Genomic DNA, 17,650 nt, shown 5'->3' on the forward strand with positions numbered 1-17,650 from the left:
TGATACCTATTTCGACGCCCGCCGCCCTCCCGCCCGGCAGCCGGAGCGCAGCGGACATCCCTCGCAGACGGGCTTCGTGCGGCAGTGCGCCTTCGCCAGCGCGACGAAGAGGGCGTGAGCTTCCTGATAGACCGGGACGGAGCGCGGGAGGGCGTCCTCGAAGAAGGCGCGCACCCGGTCATACTCCCAGGACGCTCCCAGCCAGCCGACGCGGCCGCCGATGCGGCGCGTGTAGGCGTCGACGACGAAGACCGGCCGGCCCCCCGCGTAGAGCAGCATGGAATCGGCGGTCTCGGGCCCGATGCCGCGGGTCGCGAGCAGTTCCGCGCGCACGACGTCGAGCGGGCCGCTGAGCCATGCGCGCAGCGGCCGCCCTTGCGCGCGCAGGCGCCGGCTGAAGTCCTTGAGGCGGCGCGCCTTCTGCCGGAAGCAGCCCGAGGAGCGGATGAGCCGCTGCAGGCGCGGGGCGTCGAGCGCCAGGAGCCGCTCCGGAGTGAGGACGCGCGAGCGGTGGAGCTCGGCGAGCGCCCGCTCGACGTTGACCCAGGCCGTGTTCTGCGTGAGCAGCGCGCCGACGCAGACCTCGAACGCCCCCCGTTCCCCCGGAGGACGTCGGTCTCCGGGACGGCAGCGGGGGCGCAGGGAGCCGGGAGGCGTGAGAGGCCACCAGCCCTGCGGGCCGAAGCGGCGCAGCAGACGGCGGTGCGCCTGGAGGGGCGTCAGGAGGCGGTGGGGCCGGAGCCCATCACCTTCTCGATCTTTTTGAGGAGGCGGTCGGTGTTGAAGGGCTTGATGATGTAGTCGGTGGCGCCGCAGGCGAAGGCCTTTTCGACGTCGCGCATCGTGCCGAGGCCCGTGACCATGACGATGCGGATCTCCTTGGTCTTCGGCTCGGTGCGCAGCTGGCGGCAGACCTCGTAGCCGTTGACGCGGGGGATGAGCACGTCGAGGAGGATGAGGTCGGGCCTTCCCTTGCGCGCCATCTCGAGCCCCTGGAGCCCGTCGGGGGCGAAGGAGACCTCGTAGCCCTTGCTCTTGAGCAGCGCCTGAAGGCTCTCGGCGAGCGCGAAGTCGTCTTCGATGATGAGGATTCGGGTCATGATCGGATGAGCTCCAGCGCGATGGCGGCCCGGCCGTCCGGGTCCACCTCGAGCGTCATGCGCCCCCCGTGAAGTTCGGCGACGCGCGCGGCGAGCCCGAGTCCGAGCCCCGTGCTGGCGAGGACCTGGGACTCCGGGCGGCGGGCGGGATAGTAGAGGTCGAGGGCCGCTTGCGCGTAGCCCGGCTCCGGCTTCGGCCCTTCGTAGCGGACCTCGATGCGGGCGGCGCCGGAGGCGGCGGTGAGGACGCGCACGGGGCCGCGCAGACGGAACTTGCGCGCGTGCAGCAGCATCGCGAAGAGGACGCGCTCGATGCGCTCCGGGTCGGCTTCGGTCTCGGGGAGCGCGTCGAGGCCCTCGACCTGCAGGACGATGTCGGCGCGCGCGAAGCCTTCGCGCAGCTCGTCGACGACCTTCTGGGAGAGCTCGCAGAGGCGCACGCGCTCGCGGTTGAGCTGGAGGTCGCGGTGCATCTCGAGGTGGATGAAGTCCCGCAGGTCCCCCACCAGGGCGCCCAGGCGCGACATCTGCTCGTTGAGCAGGTCGAACCAGGGCTTCTGCTCCTCGGGCACGGGGCCGAAGACGCCGTTGAGGAAGTTGGAGACCGTCATGCGCAGCGAGGTCACGGGGGTGTTGAGCTCGTGCGAGACGAAGGACAGCATCCGCGCGCGGGTCTGCGTGAGCCGTCGGGCGCGCCAGGCGGCGGCCGCCCAGCCGGCGGCGAAGCCGCACGCCAGCAGGAGGAGGGCCCTCATGAGGGGAACACCGGCCGCGCGTCGCGGCGGTGCAGCGGCGCCAGGCGCAGGTAGGCCCGCGCGGCGCGGCGCAGCTCGCGCAGCTCCGAGGGCTTCAGCTTCCGCACGACCTTCGCCGGAGAGCCGAGCACGAGGCTCCGCGGAGGGACCCGCATGCCGCCGAGGACGAGCGCGCCGGCTCCGACGAGGCACTCGCGGCCGATGACCGCCTCGAGGACGACGGCGCCCATGCCGATGAGCGAGCCGTCGCCGACCCGGCAGCCGTGGAGCACCGCGCGGTGCCCGACCGTGATCCCCCGTCCCAGGACGACGGGATGGCCGGCGCTGGTGTGCAGGGCGCAGAGGTCCTGGACGTTGGTCCCCTCGCCGACGAGGATGGGTTCGAGGTCTCCGCGCAGGGAGCAGAACGGCCAGACGGAGGCGCGCGCGCCGAGTCGGACGGCGCCGCAGACCTCGGCGGAGTCGTGGACGAAGGCGCTGCGGTGGAGGCGGGGGATGCGGCTTCCCAGTGCGCGGATCATGTCGGTGGCGCCCGCATTTTGTACAATCGACGGGCGAAGGGTTTATAGCATTCCCTTCCTCCTCCGTCAAATACCCCGGAACATGGATTCTTCGTCGGATTTCCTCGTCATCGGAAGCGGGATCGCGGGTCTCTCCGCGGCCCTCAAACTCTCCGAGCTCGGCACGGTGGCCCTCGTCACGAAGAAGGCCGCCGCCGATTCGGCGACGAACTACGCGCAGGGCGGGATCGCCGCCGTCGTGGGCGAGAACGACAGCCTCGAGAGCCACGTCGCCGACACCTTGCGCACGGGCGGCGGTCTCTGCCGCGAGGGCGTCGTGCGCTCCGTCGTCGCCGACGGTCCCGCGCGCGTGAAGGAGCTCATCGAGCTGGGCGTGCGCTTCTCCGAGAGCCGGCGCCGCCTCGACCTCGGCCTCGAGGGAGGCCACTCCCATCGCCGCGTGCTGCACGCGGGCGATTTCACGGGGAAGGAGATCGAGCGGGCGCTCGTGCAGTCGCTGCGCGCTCACCCCTCGGTCCGCCTCATCGAGAACCACGTCGCGGTGGACCTTCTCCTCGACGACAGCCCGGCGAAGATCCCGGCGGGTGAGAACCGCTGCCGCGGCGCCTACGTCCTGGACGCGGCCTCGGGGGAGGTCCGGGTCCTGCGCGCGCGGGCGACCGTGCTCGCCTGCGGCGGCGCCGGGAAGGTCTATCTCTATACGTCCAACCCCGACATCGCCACCGGCGACGGCATGGCCATGGCCTATCGCGCCGGCGTCCCTCTCGCCAACCTCGAGTTCGTGCAGTTCCATCCCACCTGCTTCTACGACCCGGGCGTGCGCGAGGAGCAGGGACGCCGCTTCCTCCTCTCCGAGGCCCTGCGCGGGGAAGGCGGCGTGCTGGTCCGCCGCGACGGGACCCGGATCATGGAGGGCGTGCACCCGCTCAAGGACCTCGCACCCCGCGACGTGGTCGCGCGCGCCATCGACGCGGAGCTCAAGCGCACCGGCGCCGAGTGCGCCTACCTCGACATGACCGCGCGGCCGCGCGACTTCCTGGAGAAGCGGTTCCCGAACATCTTCGCCCACTGTCTCGGCGCCGGCGTCGACCTCTCGAAAGACCCGATCCCCGTCGTGCCGGCCGCGCACTTCTTCTGCGGCGGCGTGGACGTCGACGGCGACGGGGCGACCGCCCTGCCCGGGCTCTACGCCATCGGCGAGACCGCGCACACGGGACTGCACGGCGCCAACCGCCTCGCCTCGAACTCCCTGCTCGAAGGAGTGGTCTTCGCCGAGCGCGTGCGCCGCCGCATCGGCCGGGACTGGGAGCGCGTCCGCGGGGACGCCCTCCCCGCCGCCGACCCCTGGCGCCCGGCCCCTTCCTCCGCGAAGCAGGAGTCCGTCTACATCCTCCAGGACTGGGACGAGATCCGGCGCCTCGTCTGGAACTTCGTCGGCATCGTGCGCAACGACCGGCGCCTCTCCAGCGCGCTCGAGCGCATGCGCATCGTCCGGCGCGAGGTCATGGAGGTCTATCGGGACTACCCGATGTCGCGCGACCTCGTCGAACTGCGCAACATCTCCCTGCTCGCGGAGCTCCTCATCGCCTCCGCCTCCTCCCGCAAGGAGAGCCGCGGCCTGCACTACAACACCGATCACCCCGAGCCGCGCGAAGCGGAGCGCCGCGACACCCTCGTGGTCCCCCGCGTCGACTGCGGCTGCTCGCGCGCCGCATGAGCCTCGAGAACATCCGCATCGTCGGCGCGCGCCAGCACAACCTCAAAGACCTGCGCCTGGAGCTGCCGCGCGGCAAGATGACGGTGGTCACCGGGCTCTCGGGCTCGGGGAAGTCCAGCCTCGCCTTCGACACGCTCTACGCCGAGGGCCAGCGCCGCTACGTGGAGAGCCTCTCCGCCTACGCGCGGCAGTTCCTCGAGCTCATGGAGAAGCCCGACGTCGATCTCATCGAGGGGCTCTCCCCCGCCATCTCCATCGAACAGCGAAACCCCTCGCGCAACCCGCGCTCGACGGTCGCGACCGTGACCGAGCTCTACGACTACCTGCGGCTGCTCTACGCGCGCGTCGGCGTCCCCCACTGCCCGGACTGCGGGCGCCGCATCCACCCGCAGTCCGCCTCCGCCATCGTCAACGAAGTGCTCCGGACCTGCGCCGGGAAGACCGTCGCGGTCTATTCCCCCCTCGTGCGCGGCCGCCAGGGGACCTACGAGGAGCTCTTCGCCCGGCTCAAGCGTTCCGGCTTCGCCCGGGTGCGGGTGGACGGGAAGGTCCACGAGCTCGACGCGGTCCCCAAGCTCAAGCGCTACGACAAGCACACCGTGGAGCTCCTCGTCGACCTCCTGGAGGTCTCGGCCGGGGAGCGCGAGCGCCTCGCCGACTCCGTGGAGATCGCCCTCAAGGAAGCGAAAGGCCTGGTCGCGGTCGACGACCGCCTCTTCTCGGAGCACCACGCCTGCGCGCACTGCGGCGTCAGCCTCCCCGAGCTCGAGCCGCGCCTCTTCTCCTTCAACTCGCCCTACGGCGCCTGCCCGGAGTGCGCGGGCCTCGGGGTGAAGACCATCGTAGACGTCGACCTCGTCGTCCCCGACCCCGCGCTCTCCGTGCGCGACGGGGCTCTGGCCGCCTGGTCCGACCCGGTGACGACGCGCACGCACCGCTGGAAGCGTTCCTGGTCGGGCTACTACGACGAGATCCTCGAGCAGGTCTGCCGCCAGCAGGGCATCCCGCTCGACCGCCCCTTCAAGGAGCTCAGCGCCGCCCAGCGCGAGATCCTCCTCAACGGCGGCGGCACCTACAAGGCCTCCTGGGCGAAGAACCCCTCCGAGTTCGAGGGGGTCGTGAAGAACCTCGAACGCCGCATCGCCGAGACCGAGTCCGACTTCGTCCGCGAGGAGATCCGCCAGCGCTTCATGCGCGACATCGGCTGCCCGCTCTGCAAGGGCGCCCGGCTCAAGAAGGAGGCCTGGGCGGTGAAGGTGGGAGGGCTCCCCATCATCGACGTCGTGCGCATGTCCGTGGCGAAGAGCCACGAGTTCTTCCGCGCCCTCGAGCTCGGGCCCAAGGAGAAGGTCATCGCGCGCCAGATCCTCAAGGAGGTCCTCTCCCGCCTCGAGTTCCTGCGCAACGTCGGCCTCGACTACCTCACCCTCGACCGCCGCTCCGAGACTCTCGCCGGCGGCGAGGCCCAGCGCATCCATCTCGCCACGCAGATCGGCTCCGGCCTCACCGGCGTCCTCTACGTGCTCGACGAGCCCTCCATCGGCCTGCACGCCCGCGACAACACCCGTCTGCTCGCCACGCTCAAGCGCCTGCGCGACATCGGGAACACCCTGGTCGTCGTGGAGCACGACGAGGAGACCATCCGCGCCTCGGACTGGGTCGTCGACCTCGGCCCGGGCGCCGGCGTGCACGGTGGACGCATCGTCGCCGAGGGCCCGGTCGAGACGATCCTCCGCTCGAAGGACTCGCTGACCGCCCGCTACCTCAACGGCGAGCTCTCCGTGCGCGCTCGCGCCGAGCGCCGCGCGGGCTCCGGCCGCGCGCTGCGCATCCTCGGCGCGCGGCAGTTCAACCTCCAGGGCATCGACGTGACGATCCCGCTGGGGACCTTCGCCTGCGTGACGGGCGTCTCGGGCTCGGGGAAGTCCACCCTCGTGCACGAGGTCCTCTACAAGGCGCTCGCGAGGAAGCTCCACGGCGCGAAGGAGGAGCCGGGCCGGCACAAGAGCATCGAGGGGATCGAGCACATCGACAAGGTCGTCGTCGTGGACCAGTCGCCGATCGGCCGCACCCCGCGCTCGAACCCGGCGACCTACACCGGCTTCTTCACCCACATCCGGGAGCTCTTCTCGCAGGTCCCCGAGGCGCGCCGGCGCGGCTACGGCCCCGGCCGCTTCTCGTTCAACGTGAAGGGCGGCCGCTGCGAGGCCTGCAGCGGCGATGGGACGCTGCGCACGCCGATGCAGTTCCTCCCCGACGTCTACGTGAAATGCGAGGAGTGCGACGGCCAGCGCTTCAACGAGGAGACGCTGCAGGTGCGCTACAAGGGGAGGAGCATCGCCGAAGTCCTGCGCATGACGGTGGAGGAGGCCTTCGTCTTCTTCGCGGCCGTCCCGGCCCTCGAGCGCGCGCTCAAGACCCTCAACGACGTCGGTCTCTCCTACGTCCAGATCGGTCAGGCGGCCACGACCCTCTCCGGCGGCGAGGCCCAGCGCGTGAAGCTCGCCACGGAGCTCGGCCGCCGGGCCACCGGGCGCACGCTCTACATCCTCGACGAACCCACGACCGGGCTCCATTTCCACGACGTCGCGAAGCTCCTCGACGTGCTCCACCGCCTCGTGGACGCCGGCAACACCGTGCTCGTCATCGAGCACAACCTCGACGTCGTGAAGACCTCGGACTGGGTCGTGGACCTCGGCCCCGAGGGCGGCGACGGCGGGGGCCGCCTCGTCGCCGCCGGGACGCCCGAGAAGGTCGCCGCGGTCGCGGCGTCCCACACCGGCCGCTACCTCAAGCCTCTCCTCGCCGCACGATAAGCGGCGAGGAGCTCGTCTCGCGAGCTCAGCACGAGAAGCGCTCCGCGCTTCTCGTGTTATTTCTTTTCGTCGGGGAGGAGGCTGCGGAAGCCGAAGCCCCGGAAGCCCGTCGCCTTCAGGGCGGCCCCCCTCGTCGATGCGGGCTGCACGACGGAGGCCGAAGGCGCCCGCAGCGAGCCCTGCGGGCGCGTGCCGGGCAGGCGGAGCCAGTCCATCCAGGCCGTCTGGAGCTTGTCGACGGAGGGATAGCGGTAGACGAGCCAGAGCGACTCGCGCAGGTCCTTCCCGTTGCGCAGCTGGCCGCAGAAGTTGAAGAACTGCTGGCGGGAGTGACGGCGGTACAGGAAGTAGACCACCGAGTAGGCCTGCGCGTACCAGCGGGAGACGGCCTCCGAGGTCTTGAGGTCTTCGGAGGGGTTGACGCGGAAGAAGCTCTCCAGCTTGAGGGCCCCTCCGTCGGCGAAGATCCCCATCGCGCGGTACCAGTCGGAGTCCTGCGCGTCCTTGGGATCCGTCTCCTCGAGCATCGCCAGCCCCTCGTTGAGCCAGACGGGCGGCTTGCGGCGCGTCTCCCCCCAGTAGCTCTCGAAGAAGAGGTGCGAGAGCTCGTGGCCGAGGACCTCGAAGAGCTTCCCTTTAGGGGGCTGCTCGTAGGTCGCGACGACGCGCTGATCGTAGAGCGCGATCCCGTTGGACCACGATGGGGGGCGCAGCTCCCCGGACGCGTAGGCCTTGCGGCCGGAATAGACGAGGATCTTCACGCGCTCCTTGGCCATCCAGGGGGCGAACATCGACAGGTCCATGCGCAGGCGGTTGTGGATGCGCTCGAGCTCCAGCGTGAGCCCCGCCGGCGCGAAGGGCGACTGGTGGTAGAGCTCGAAATGCGGGGACATCGCCGTGGAGAAGCCGGCCGTGTCGAGGGCCCGGGCCGGGAGGGCGCAGAGGAGCAGGAGGAGAAGGGTCGGCGGGAGCATGGGACGCCATATTGGAGCAGGCGCATCCCGTTCTGTCAACCCGTGGGCGCATATATATATCGTACGGGACGCGCGTTTGGTAGAATAGGTCCATGGATACCCTGAGAACGCTGTTCCTCAACCCGCCCTCCTTCGAGGGCTTCGACGGAGGCGCCGGCGCGCGCTATCAGGCCCGCCGCGAGATCCGCTCCTTCTGGTATCCGACCTGGCTGGCGCAGCCGGCCGCCCTCATCCCGAACAGCAAGCTCATCGACGCCCCCGCCGACGGGCTCGCGGTCGAGGACGTCGTGCAGATGGCCAAGGGCTTCGACCTCTGCATCCTGCACACCTCCACCCCCTCCCTCGCCAATGACGCCCGCGTCGCCGCGCGCCTGAAGGAGGCCAATCCGCGCATGCGCGTGGGCCTCGTCGGCGCCCATGCCGCCGTCCTCCCCGCCGAGACCCTCGCCGCCGCGCCCGCCGTCGACTTCGTCGCGCGCGAGGAGTTCGACTATACGCTCCTCGAGATCGCCCAGGGGCGGCCCTACGCCGAGGTGGACGGGATCTCCTACCGCGAGAACGGGGGGGTCCGGCACAACAAGGACCGGGCCCTCATCGCCGACATGGACGCCCTGCCCGACGTCGTGGACGTCTACAAGCGCGACCTGACCGTCGAGAACTACTACATCGGCTACCTCAAGCATCCCTACGTCTCGCTCTACACCGGCCGCGGCTGCCCGGCGCGCTGCACCTTCTGCCTCTGGCCGCAGACCGTCGGGGGCCGCACCTACCGCGTGCAGAGCCCCGAGCGCGTCCTGCGCCAGATGGCCCGCGCGAAGGAGCTCTTCCCCCAGGCGAAGGAGTTCTTCTTCGACGACGACACCTTCACCGCCGACCTTCCCCGCGCCGTGGAGATCGCCAAGGGGCTGGGGAAGCTGGGCATCTCCTGGTCCTGCAACTCCCGCGCGAACGTGCCGCACGACCACATCCGGATCTTCAAGGACAACGGCCTGCGCCTCTTCCTCGTCGGCTACGAGTCCGGCAACCAGGAGATCCTCAACAACGTGAAGAAGGGCGTCCGGCTCGACGTCGCGCGCCGCTTCACGAAGGACTGCCGCAAGCTGGGCGTGACCATCCACGGGACCTTCATCCTCGGCCTCCCCGGCGAGACGAAGACGACCATCGACGAGACCATCCGCTACGCCTGCGACCTCGACGTGGACACCATCCAGGTCTCCCTCGCCGCGCCCTATCCGGGCACCGAGCTCTACAGCCAGGCGATCCACAACGGCTGGCTGGTCCAGGACACGGAGAAGGGCTCGCTCGTGGGCGACGACGGGACGCAGACCAGCCTGCTGAGCTACCCCGGCCTCCCCTCCGACGAGATCAGCCGCGGGCTCAACCGCATGTACAGCCGCTTCTACTTCCGCCCCAGCCCCATCGCCCGCATGCTCGTGGCCATGGCCAAGGACCCGCAGGAGCGCCGGCGCCGCCTGCGCGAAGGCCGCGAGTTCCTCCGCTTCCTGTGGGGCCGACCGGACGTCCAGCGCGCAGGGAAAGAGTGCCCTTCCTGCCGGGAGAAGCTCCCGAGCTGAGCTCTCCGTGCAAGGACTCCTGCCCGCGGCGCTCTCCTCGCTCCCCCTGCTCCGGCCGTCCTTCGGCGCGCTCGCCTGCGCCAGCGCGGTCTTCACCGTCGGCTTCTCGCTCTACGCCCTCGCCGCGGCCCCGCGTCTGCTGCGCCGCCGCCCGCACGCGAAGGGCCCCGAGCCGACGCCCCCCGTCACGATCCTCAAGCCCATCAAAGGCCTCGACCGCGAGATGGAGGAGAACCTCTCCGGCTTCCTCGAGCAGGATTACCCGCGCTATCAGGTCGTCTTCTGCCTCCAGGACGCCGACGACCCGGCCCGGCCGCTGCTCGAGCGCCTCAAGGCCGCGCACCCGCAAGTCGAGGTCGACATCGTCGTCTCCCGCGGACGGATCGGGTACAACCCCAAGATCAACAACCTCTCCAATTCGACGCCCTTCATCCGCCACGACCTGCTCATGATCTCGGACTCCGACGTCCGGGTCGAGCCCGACTTCCTGCGCCGCGTCGTCCGCCCCCTCGAGGACCACCGCGTCGCCCTCGTCACCTGCTTCTACCAGTCTCAGCGGGCCTCCGGCGCGGGAGCGATCCTCGAGTCCCTCTCCATCAACGCGCATTTCCTCCCCCAGGCGCTGGCCGCGGCCGCCGGCGGGATGCGCTTCGCGATGGGCGCGGTGATGCTCGTGCGCCGCGCCGCCTTCGACCGCATCGGGGGCTTCTCCGCGCTCAGCCACCACCTCGCCGACGACTTCCTCCTCGGGCATCTCCTCCAGGCGCAGGGCTGGCGCATCGCCGTCGCGGACGTCGTCGTCGCTTCCGTCCCCGACGAGTGGAGCATCCCGGAGCACATCCACCATCTCGTGCGCTGGGCGCGCACCATCCGCATCTGTCATCCGAGCGGCTACCTCGGCAGCGGGATCCTCTACGGCTTCCCCCTCCTCCTCCTCGACATCCTCCTCTTCGGCCCTTCCCCGTGGAAGGTCCAGCTCCTGCTGCTCTCGGCCCTGGCGCGCGCCGCTCTGGTCGCCCGCCTGCACATGGCCTGGCTCGGGAACCGGGAGATCCTGCGCCAGCTCCCGCTCCTGCCCGTGAGCGACTGCATCCAGTTCGCCGCCTGGCTGGGCGGCTTCCGTTCCCACCGGGTCCACTGGCGCGGAGAGACCTACGCGCTGCGCGCCAACGGCCGTCTCGAGCCGCTGGGCGGCCCTGCCGAGGGCCTGGCGGCCGCCCTCTGATGCGGGGACAGCTCCAGGTCGTGCTCGACGCGTCCGAGGGCTTTCCGCTCGTCGCGGGCCTCCCCTCCTCCGTCCGCGCCGCCCGGGCCTCCGGCGAGGCGCTGCGCGCGGCGAAAGTCGTCGTCCTCTCCGACCCCGAAGCCTTCACCGCCCGCTGGGGTTCCCGCCTCTGCGAGCTCCCCTGGGCCTCGGCGCCCGCGGGAGACCCGCGGGCGCTCAAGGAGCTTCTCTCCCCGCGCGGAGCCGTCCTCGCCCTGGCCGGCGGCTGCGCGCCGGACGCGGCCGCTCTCAAGGCCTTCGTCGACGCCGCCGAGCGCTCGGCCTCCCCCTCTCTGCTCGTCGCGCACGGACAGACGCTGGCGGCCTACCACCCCGACGCCGGCCGCCTGCGAGAGGCGCTCCCGGACGCCGCGTCCTGGGATCCTGCCCGGCTGCTGAGCGCGGAGGGAGCCCTCCGCGTCGAGGTCGACGGCGGCTGGCCCCTCGCCCGGGACGCCGCCTCCGCGCGCGCTCTCGAGGACCGCCTCTTCGCGGCGCTCCCCCAGTCGACCGACGGCTACATCGCCCGCTTCGACCGCACCTTCTCCATGGCCCTTTCGCGCCGCCTCCTCCCCCTCCCCGTGACGCCGAACGCGGTGACGACCTTCAGCCTCCTTCTCGGCCTCCTCGGAGCCGCCCTGCTCGTCTCGCTCTCCTACCCGCTGCAGGTCTTCGGGGCGGTCCTCCTCTGGTCCTGCTGCATCCTCGACGGCTGCGACGGAGAGATCGCCCGCCTGAAGCTCATGTGCTCGCGCGCCGGAGGGCTCTACGACGTCTGGGCCGACAACATCGTGCACGCGGCCATCTTCGTCGCGCTGCCCCTGCACGTCGCGCGCATTCATCCCGAGACGGACTTCCGCTTCTCGGGCGCCCTCCTGCTGAGCGGCTTCCTCCTCAGCGCCTTCTGGGTCTGGCGCCTGGTGCTCTCCCGCCCCAAGTCGGAGCGCGGAGAACTCGGGCTCATCGTCGAGAGGGTCGCGAGCCGCGATTTCATCTACATCATCCTCCTGCTCACGGTCCTGCGCCGGCTCGAATGGTTCGTGTGGACGGCCGCGATCGGCTCGCACCTCTTCTGGCTCGCGCTCCTGGGAGCACGGTCGCTCGAGCGCCGCCGCGCGCCCGCAGCCTCATGAAGGTCTTCCGCGCCGTCATCTTCGCGATCGGACTCGCGACCCTCGGCCTGCTGCTCTGGAAGCTCGACGCCGGGGAAGTCCTCCATCTCATCGGACGCGTCGGCTGGCTCGGCTTCGCCGTCATCCTCCTGCAGGAATGCGTTCCCCACGGCTTCAACGCGCTCGGCTGGCGCTATGCCATCCCGGAGCGCCACGCGCCGCTCTTCCGCTTCTCCGAGCTCTATCGCCACCGCATCCAAGGGGACGGGGTGAACTACCTCACCCCCAGCGCGACGATCGCCGGGGAGTACACCCGTGCCCTCCTCATCGACAACGCCGTTCCCTCCGAGGTCCGCCTGGGGAGCGTCGTCACGGCGAAGTGCACGCAGTCGCTCGCCCAGGTCCTCGTCGGGGTCGTCGGCACGGGACTGCTCCTTCCCGGGAGCGCCCCGGCGCTCGCCCGCTACGACGGGCTCGTGCGCTGGGGAGCGTTCGCCTTCACCGTCCTGCTGGCGGCCGCGGCGGGAGGCTTCTACGCGCTGGCACGGCGTCCCGAGGGCCCCCGCGCGGACGACGGCCGTCACTGGCTCAAGGCGGTCCCCGGACAGGTCCGGGACTTCTATCTCGAGCACCCGCTCCGCTGGTGGGCGTCCGTCGGATTCTTCGGGCTCGGCTACGTGTGGACCGCGTTCGAGGTCTGGTGGATCTGCCGCTGCCTGGGCGTCGACTTCGGTCTGCGCATGGCGGTGCTCATCGAGGTGCTCTCGAACGTCACCGACATGCTCTTCTTCATGGTCCCGGCCAAGGTGGGCACGCAGGAGGCGGGGAAGACCGGCATCCTCCACGTCCTCGGGCTCGGCGCGCAGACGGGCCTCGCCCTGGGCATCATCCGGCACATCCGCGAGCTCATCTGGGCCGCCCTCGGCATGGCCCTCTACACCTACGAGCTGCGCCGCAACCCCGACGCCACTCTCAAGCGGGAGGCCGCTTCTCCGGCCGTCCCCGTCGCCTCCTCAAACTAGGACGATCCCCGCCGCTTCGATGAAGGCCCGCGCGCGCGGGCTCAGCAGGGCCTCCATGTCCGCGCAGGAATGATGGAGCGGGGTGGGGCGCCTTCCATCGGGCCGCAGGGCCGGGTCGGCGCTCGGGTGGAAGTAGACCTCGGTCGTCCCTTCCGGCAGGCGCCGGAGCAGGTGCAGGAAATAGCCCTCGTCCATGCGCCCGGAGCGCAGAACGCCCCAGGTCCCGTCGGGCAGCTCGAGCCCGGGAGCTTTGCCCTTGAGGGCCGCGCGCAGGGTCCCGAAGACGGCCGCGTCAGCGAGGGCGGCCCCGCCTTCGCCGTAGGCGAGCGCGGCGGACAGCTCCCCTCCGGGCAGACGGATGCGGCGGAAGCCGTACTCGCGCGCGAGACGGGCGAGCAGAGGGAAGAGGACGGGGTGCGCGTGGACGTTGGCGTGGCTGTCCACGTGGGACGGAGGGAGCCCCCAGGCGAGGAAGCGCTCGAACTGCGCGCGCAGCTCGGCCTCGAGCAGAGGGCTCAGGCTCGGGCGCAGGAAATAGCGCAGGCCGCAGAGGACGGGGTCGTCGGGAAAGCGCCCCCCGGGAGCCAGGCCTCCGCGGACGGAGGCCTCGAGCGCCGGGCGTCCGGCGCAGAGCACGGCGTGGAGGCCGAGGGAGAGCGCGGGCGCCTCGGCGCGGGCGCGCCGGACCGCCTCCTCGGCGCGATCTCCCGTGACCATGAGGCTCGCGTGGCGCAGCAGGCCCTCGCGCGCGGCGCGGAGGATGCCTTCGTTCACGTCCGGGGCCGCGCCGAAGTCGTCGGCGGAGAGGATCAGGCGGGGAGACAACCGGAGTCCTGCGGTCAGGTGCCGGGCCGCGGGGCGCCGCCGCAGGTCACGAGCGTGCCGTTGACATCGGTCATGTAGCCCCAGTTCGTGTACGTCGTGCTGGTGGAGCAGGGGTTGGAGCCGGAGCAGCGCCGCGCACAGGCCACGACGGCGCCGGTGAGGCCGCTGTCGGGCGTGCAGCACTGGACGTTGCCGACGCGGATATCGTAGCCGGTGCGGGCCCAGTCGTCGTAGGCGAGGTAGCGGCAGTAGACCAGCTGGCAGGAGGAGCTGCTCCCGTCGCAGGCTCCGCTCGGATTGCAGGAGTTGACGGCCGTCGCGGAGAAGGTCCCGGCGGCGGCGATGTTGTTGTGGTCGAGCATGAACATGCGGTTGGTCGTGCCCATCATCTTCACGATCCCCGCGGCGTTCTCGGCCTTCGAGGTCTCGACGGTCTTGTGGTACTGGGGGATGCCGATGGCCGAGAGGATGCCGATGATGAGGACGACCACCATCATCTCGATGAGGGTGAACCCGCGTCGGGCGGGCGCGAAGGTCTTCATGTTCATGCGGATATCCTATCAGCCATATCGGGCGATGTCAAACCTGCGGGAATAGGAGGAATCTGGAAGTCCTCACTGCCGCCTCCCCCGCCGGGAGGAGGTACGGAGGGGGCCCTTCACGTCGTTGAAAACGGATATTTCCCCTCCGGCTCTCGATTTGCCGGGTATGGGAAGGGAGTCCTCCCCCACCCTGCCCTCCCCGTAGGGGAGGACAGTAGGGTAGGGTATTGTCAATCGTTGACGATGGTCGGCGTCACGAAGATGACGAGGTCCGTGTTGCTGCGCTGGTTGCTCACGCTCGTGAAGAGCCAGCCGATGAGCGGGATGTAGCCCAGGAAGGGGACCTTGCGCACGGACTTGGTCTCCCGGGACTCGAGCAGCCCGCCGAGCACGAGGGTCTGGCCGTTCTTCACGCGCACCAGCGTCGAGGCTCCGCGGGTCAGCGGGTCGAAGATGCGGTTCGACGCCGAGGAGACCTTCGACTCGGCCACGTTGGTGAAGGAGGGCTCGACGAGCATGGTGATGTAGCCTTCCTTGTTGACCTGGGGCGTGACGTTGAGCTTGAGGCCCGTGCCGATGCGCTCCGCTTGGGTGCCGCTGGAGCCGACGCCCGCGTTGCTGCCGGTGGTCACGGTCTGGACGGAGACGGCCTGGTTCTGCGCGATCTGGATGATCGCGGTCTTGTTGTTGAGCGTGAGGATCTTCGGCTTGCCCAGGAAGCGGGCCTCGGCGCGCGTCACGAGGGCGCGCAGAACGACCTTCAGCTGGGTCAGGTCGAGGATGCCCGTCTGGAGGTTGCTCCCGAAGAGGAGCGCGCTGGTGTCCGTCGCGCTCGAGCCGCTCGAGCCCCCCGCGCCGGAGGCCCCCGCCGCGCCGCTGACGACGTTGGTCACGGGGTCGAAGAAGTGCGTGTGCGTGAGGTTCTTCGGAAGGTTCAGCGGGAAGGTCGTGTCGCGCAGCGGCCCGGTGAAGGTCGCCAGCTCGCCGTTGGTCCCTCCCCATTCGATGCCGAGCTGCTGCGAGCGGTCCGAGTCGATCTCGACGATCTGGGCCTCGATCATGACCTGCGGGGCCTTCTTGTCGAGCTCGGCGAGGATCTGCTCGACCTGCGGGAAGACCTCGGGGATGTCGGTGATGATCAGCGAGTTCGTGCGCGCGTCGATGGCGACCTTGCCGTAGTCCTTCGTGAGGACGCTGGAGAGCACGGTGAAGATCGTGGCCACCGCCGCCTCGCTCTCTTTCCCCGGGCCGCCTGCCGCGCCGACGGCGCTGGCCACCTGGCCGAGCATGCCGGCCATCCCGCCTGCCCCCATGGAGCCCGCGCTGAAGTCCTTGGTCCCACCGTCGGTGGCCATGAGCGGGATGTGGCTGAGGGTGTAGATGCGGGTGATGCGGTTGGGCACGCCCTTGGCGCGCGGGGAGACCACGTAGGTGTTGCTGCGGCCGATGCGCTGGTAGGTGAGGCCTTTGATCTCGAGCAGGATCTGCAGCGCCTCGCGCACCGTGACGTTCTGCAGGAACGCCGTGATGCGCTTGTCCTCGAGACCTTCGGTGATGATGAAGTTCACCTTGGCCTGCGCGGAGATGGTGTCGAGGAAGGTCGCGAGCGGGGCGCTCTTGACCCGGACGACGATCCGGGTCTCCAGCGGGTCGGTCGGCTCGGCCGGCGCGGACTTGCGCTTCGGGGCCGCCCCGATCTGCACGTCCTGGGCGGGCCGGGAATAGGGAGAGGCCGCGGGCTCGCTCGCCGCGGGAGCGGCGCTCTCCGCGTTCGCCTCGGCGGGCCTTTCGGCGGCGGCTTCCTCGCCGCCCTCGATGGGGCCCCCGGCGACCGGCCGCGCGGGCTTCTGGACGTCTTCCTGGAAGGACGGGTTGGCCTCGGGCTCGGCTTTTCGCCGCTGCGCCCAGGCCGGGGCGGCCGACTGCGCCGTCAGCAGCGCCGTCATCAGCGCCGCCGTCCCCTTCTTCACCGCCACCCTGCTGACCGTTGTCTTCATGGCACTCCTCCCTGCAGCCGCGCGGAAAGCCTTACTTCGACACTCGTTTGATGAACGTCCTCTTGCGGTATTCGAAAACGACGGTGCCCGTCGTGATCTTTTTGACGGTCGCGCCCAGGATCCGGTCGCCCTCGGAGACGATGGAGTCGTTGACGAGGGCGCTGATGCCGTTGGGGGTCGCGATGATGCCGTAGAGCTGGATGCGGGTCTCGATGGGCGGCTCGTTGTGGACGACCTTCTTCGGCTCGTCCTTCGGGCGCCGCGCCTCCTCCATGATCTGGCGCATGGAGAGTTCCTTCTGGAGCGCCTCCTGGGCCATGCGCTTGATGTCGACCGGAGAGAGGGTCGGATCACGGTTCGTGGAAGGGTTGTACTCGATGACGTCGGAGCGTGCGGCGGCCTGGCCGGCGGCGGGCGCGGCCGCGCCCGGCGCGACCGGGACCGGGTTCTGTCCCGCGACCGGCGCCGCCGGCGGTGCGGCCGGGCCCGCGGGAGGGAGAGCGGCGGCTCCAGGCGCGGCCGGAGCGGTCGGCGGGACCGCGGACGCCTGGGGAGCGGGCGACGAGGGCGGCGGGTTCTGCGCCGCCTGCGCCGCGGGGATGACCCCCGTGGAGGCCGCGGGGACGGCCTCGGCCTGCGCCGTGGCGCCCGCGGCGAGCGGCGTCGCGGGGACGCCCTGGCTGCTGAGCCCGCCGAAGGCGCTCGCGGCGGCCTTGCGCGCGGACTCCTGCGGGCTCTGGGCCTTCATCTTCCCCCACCAGTTCCAGAAGAGGACCGCCGGCACGGCGAGCGCCGCGACGAGGATCAGCCAGCCGACGACGGAGCGCTGGCTCACAGGGTCCCCCCCAGCGGAACGATCGTGACGATGGTGACGGTCACGTTGTTCATCCCGATCGGGCGTCCGCGCTTGATGAGCGTGAAGTCGCGCACGTGCATGAGCGAGCGGCCGCGTTCGAGGCGGGCGACCCAGGACGCGAGCTGGCGGTAGCCCGCGCTCAGACTCACCGTCAGGGAGACGATCTTGTAGCCCGCGCCGATCTCGGCGGAGGGAGAGGAGAAGGAGTTCGGGACGATGCCCTCCAGGCGCAGCGACTCGCGCACTTCGGAGAGGAGCCAGGTCTCGGGGTCGCTGGTGCGGGGCAGGCGCGCGTAGAGGCCGTTGAGGCGGCTGCGCAGGTCCTCGTAGTCCCCCGCGTAGCGGGCCGTGGCGCGGGCCGCGTCGAGGTCCCGCTCGACGGCCACGAGCTGGTTCTTGGGGAGCATGAAGACGTACTGGTAGCTGACGAAGAGGATGAGCGCGCAGCCGCCGAGCGGACGGGCGAAGTACTTCGCCCCCTTGTCGCGCAGCCCGTCGCGCACGAGCTTGAACTCGGCCTCGAGATACGTGGCCCAGCGGCGCAGGTCGTCGGGACCGATCGACGCGCTCATGTC

At 70.5% G+C, this 17,650-nt stretch carries 16 protein-coding genes; 6 read left to right on the forward strand and 10 right to left on the reverse strand.

The window, feature by feature from the left end; translation table 11 throughout:
- Positions 1-6: 6 nt before the first annotated feature.
- Genes WC969_04160 through WC969_04175 form a run of 4 tightly spaced genes read right to left on the reverse strand, consistent with a single transcriptional unit; the run spans position 7 to position 2,376 of the window.
- Positions 7-816, reverse strand: a complete 810-nt coding sequence (locus WC969_04160) for a hypothetical protein (GenBank protein ID MFA6029032.1) — start codon at positions 814-816, stop codon at positions 7-9.
- A complete protein-coding gene (locus WC969_04165) occupies positions 720-1,100 on the reverse strand; it encodes a response regulator (GenBank protein ID MFA6029033.1) in 381 nt (126 codons plus the stop codon). Before WC969_04165 ends, WC969_04160 begins: the two co-directional genes overlap by 97 nt.
- Positions 1,097-1,855, reverse strand: a complete 759-nt coding sequence (locus WC969_04170; GenBank protein MFA6029034.1) for a HAMP domain-containing sensor histidine kinase — start codon at positions 1,853-1,855, stop codon at positions 1,097-1,099. The genes WC969_04165 and WC969_04170 overlap by 4 nt, the downstream gene beginning before the upstream one ends.
- Positions 1,852-2,376, reverse strand: coding sequence for a gamma carbonic anhydrase family protein (locus tag WC969_04175; protein ID MFA6029035.1), 525 nt, complete (start codon positions 2,374-2,376; stop codon positions 1,852-1,854). The genes WC969_04170 and WC969_04175 overlap by 4 nt, the downstream gene beginning before the upstream one ends.
- A gap of 82 nt (positions 2,377-2,458) precedes the next feature.
- Here WC969_04175 and nadB point away from each other — a divergent pair, with 82 nt between their 5' ends.
- On the forward strand, positions 2,459-4,093 hold the full coding sequence (gene nadB, locus WC969_04180; protein ID MFA6029036.1) for an L-aspartate oxidase: 1,635 nt from the start codon (positions 2,459-2,461) through the stop codon (positions 4,091-4,093).
- A complete protein-coding gene (uvrA, locus tag WC969_04185; GenBank protein ID MFA6029037.1) occupies positions 4,090-6,909 on the forward strand; it encodes an excinuclease ABC subunit UvrA in 2,820 nt (939 codons plus the stop codon). The genes nadB and uvrA overlap by 4 nt, the downstream gene beginning before the upstream one ends.
- A 56-nt stretch (positions 6,910-6,965) precedes the next feature.
- Here uvrA and WC969_04190 read toward each other — a convergent pair whose 3' ends face one another.
- Entirely contained in the window at positions 6,966-7,883 is a 918-nt protein-coding gene (locus WC969_04190; GenBank protein MFA6029038.1) for a hypothetical protein, read from the reverse strand.
- A gap of 92 nt (positions 7,884-7,975) precedes the next feature.
- Between WC969_04190 and hpnJ the strand changes: the two genes are divergently transcribed.
- Genes hpnJ through WC969_04210 form a run of 4 tightly spaced genes read left to right on the forward strand, consistent with a single transcriptional unit; the run spans position 7,976 to position 12,855 of the window.
- Positions 7,976-9,457, forward strand: coding sequence for a hopanoid biosynthesis associated radical SAM protein HpnJ (hpnJ, locus tag WC969_04195; protein MFA6029039.1), 1,482 nt, complete (start codon positions 7,976-7,978; stop codon positions 9,455-9,457).
- A 7-nt stretch (positions 9,458-9,464) separates the two neighbouring features.
- Complete coding sequence (gene hpnI / locus WC969_04200) at positions 9,465-10,682, forward strand: bacteriohopanetetrol glucosamine biosynthesis glycosyltransferase HpnI (protein ID MFA6029040.1); 1,218 nt, start codon at positions 9,465-9,467, stop codon at positions 10,680-10,682.
- Positions 10,682-11,854 carry a CDP-alcohol phosphatidyltransferase family protein gene (locus WC969_04205; GenBank protein MFA6029041.1) on the forward strand — a complete coding sequence of 391 codons (1,173 nt, stop codon included), beginning with the start codon at positions 10,682-10,684 and terminating at the stop codon, positions 11,852-11,854. The genes hpnI and WC969_04205 overlap by 1 nt, the downstream gene beginning before the upstream one ends.
- Positions 11,851-12,855, forward strand: a complete 1,005-nt coding sequence (locus WC969_04210) for a lysylphosphatidylglycerol synthase transmembrane domain-containing protein (protein MFA6029042.1) — start codon at positions 11,851-11,853, stop codon at positions 12,853-12,855. Before WC969_04205 ends, WC969_04210 begins: the two co-directional genes overlap by 4 nt.
- On the opposite strand, the gene WC969_04215 is transcribed toward WC969_04210, so the two are convergent.
- The 5 genes from WC969_04215 to WC969_04235 form a co-directional block, all read right to left on the reverse strand.
- On the reverse strand, positions 12,847-13,680 hold the full coding sequence (locus WC969_04215) for a ChbG/HpnK family deacetylase (protein ID MFA6029043.1): 834 nt from the start codon (positions 13,678-13,680) through the stop codon (positions 12,847-12,849). The genes WC969_04210 and WC969_04215 overlap by 9 nt on opposite strands.
- A 14-nt stretch (positions 13,681-13,694) precedes the next feature.
- Positions 13,695-14,228: a prepilin-type N-terminal cleavage/methylation domain-containing protein gene (locus WC969_04220; GenBank protein MFA6029044.1), complete on the reverse strand. Its 534-nt coding sequence runs from the start codon at positions 14,226-14,228 to the stop codon at positions 13,695-13,697.
- 224 nt (positions 14,229-14,452) lie between these two features.
- Entirely contained in the window at positions 14,453-16,219 is a 1,767-nt protein-coding gene (locus WC969_04225) for a secretin N-terminal domain-containing protein (protein ID MFA6029045.1), read from the reverse strand.
- Positions 16,220-16,250: 31 nt separating this feature from the next.
- Entirely contained in the window at positions 16,251-17,054 is an 804-nt protein-coding gene (locus WC969_04230; GenBank protein ID MFA6029046.1) for a hypothetical protein, read from the reverse strand.
- Entirely contained in the window at positions 17,051-17,647 is a 597-nt protein-coding gene (locus WC969_04235) for a hypothetical protein (GenBank protein ID MFA6029047.1), read from the reverse strand. The genes WC969_04230 and WC969_04235 overlap by 4 nt, the downstream gene beginning before the upstream one ends.
- Between the last annotated feature and the right edge of the window lie 3 nt (positions 17,648-17,650).

It is taken from the genome of Elusimicrobiota bacterium, from assembly GCA_041660925.1.
In the GTDB taxonomy this organism is placed as follows: domain Bacteria; phylum Elusimicrobiota; class Elusimicrobia; order UBA1565; family UBA1565; genus JBAZUV01.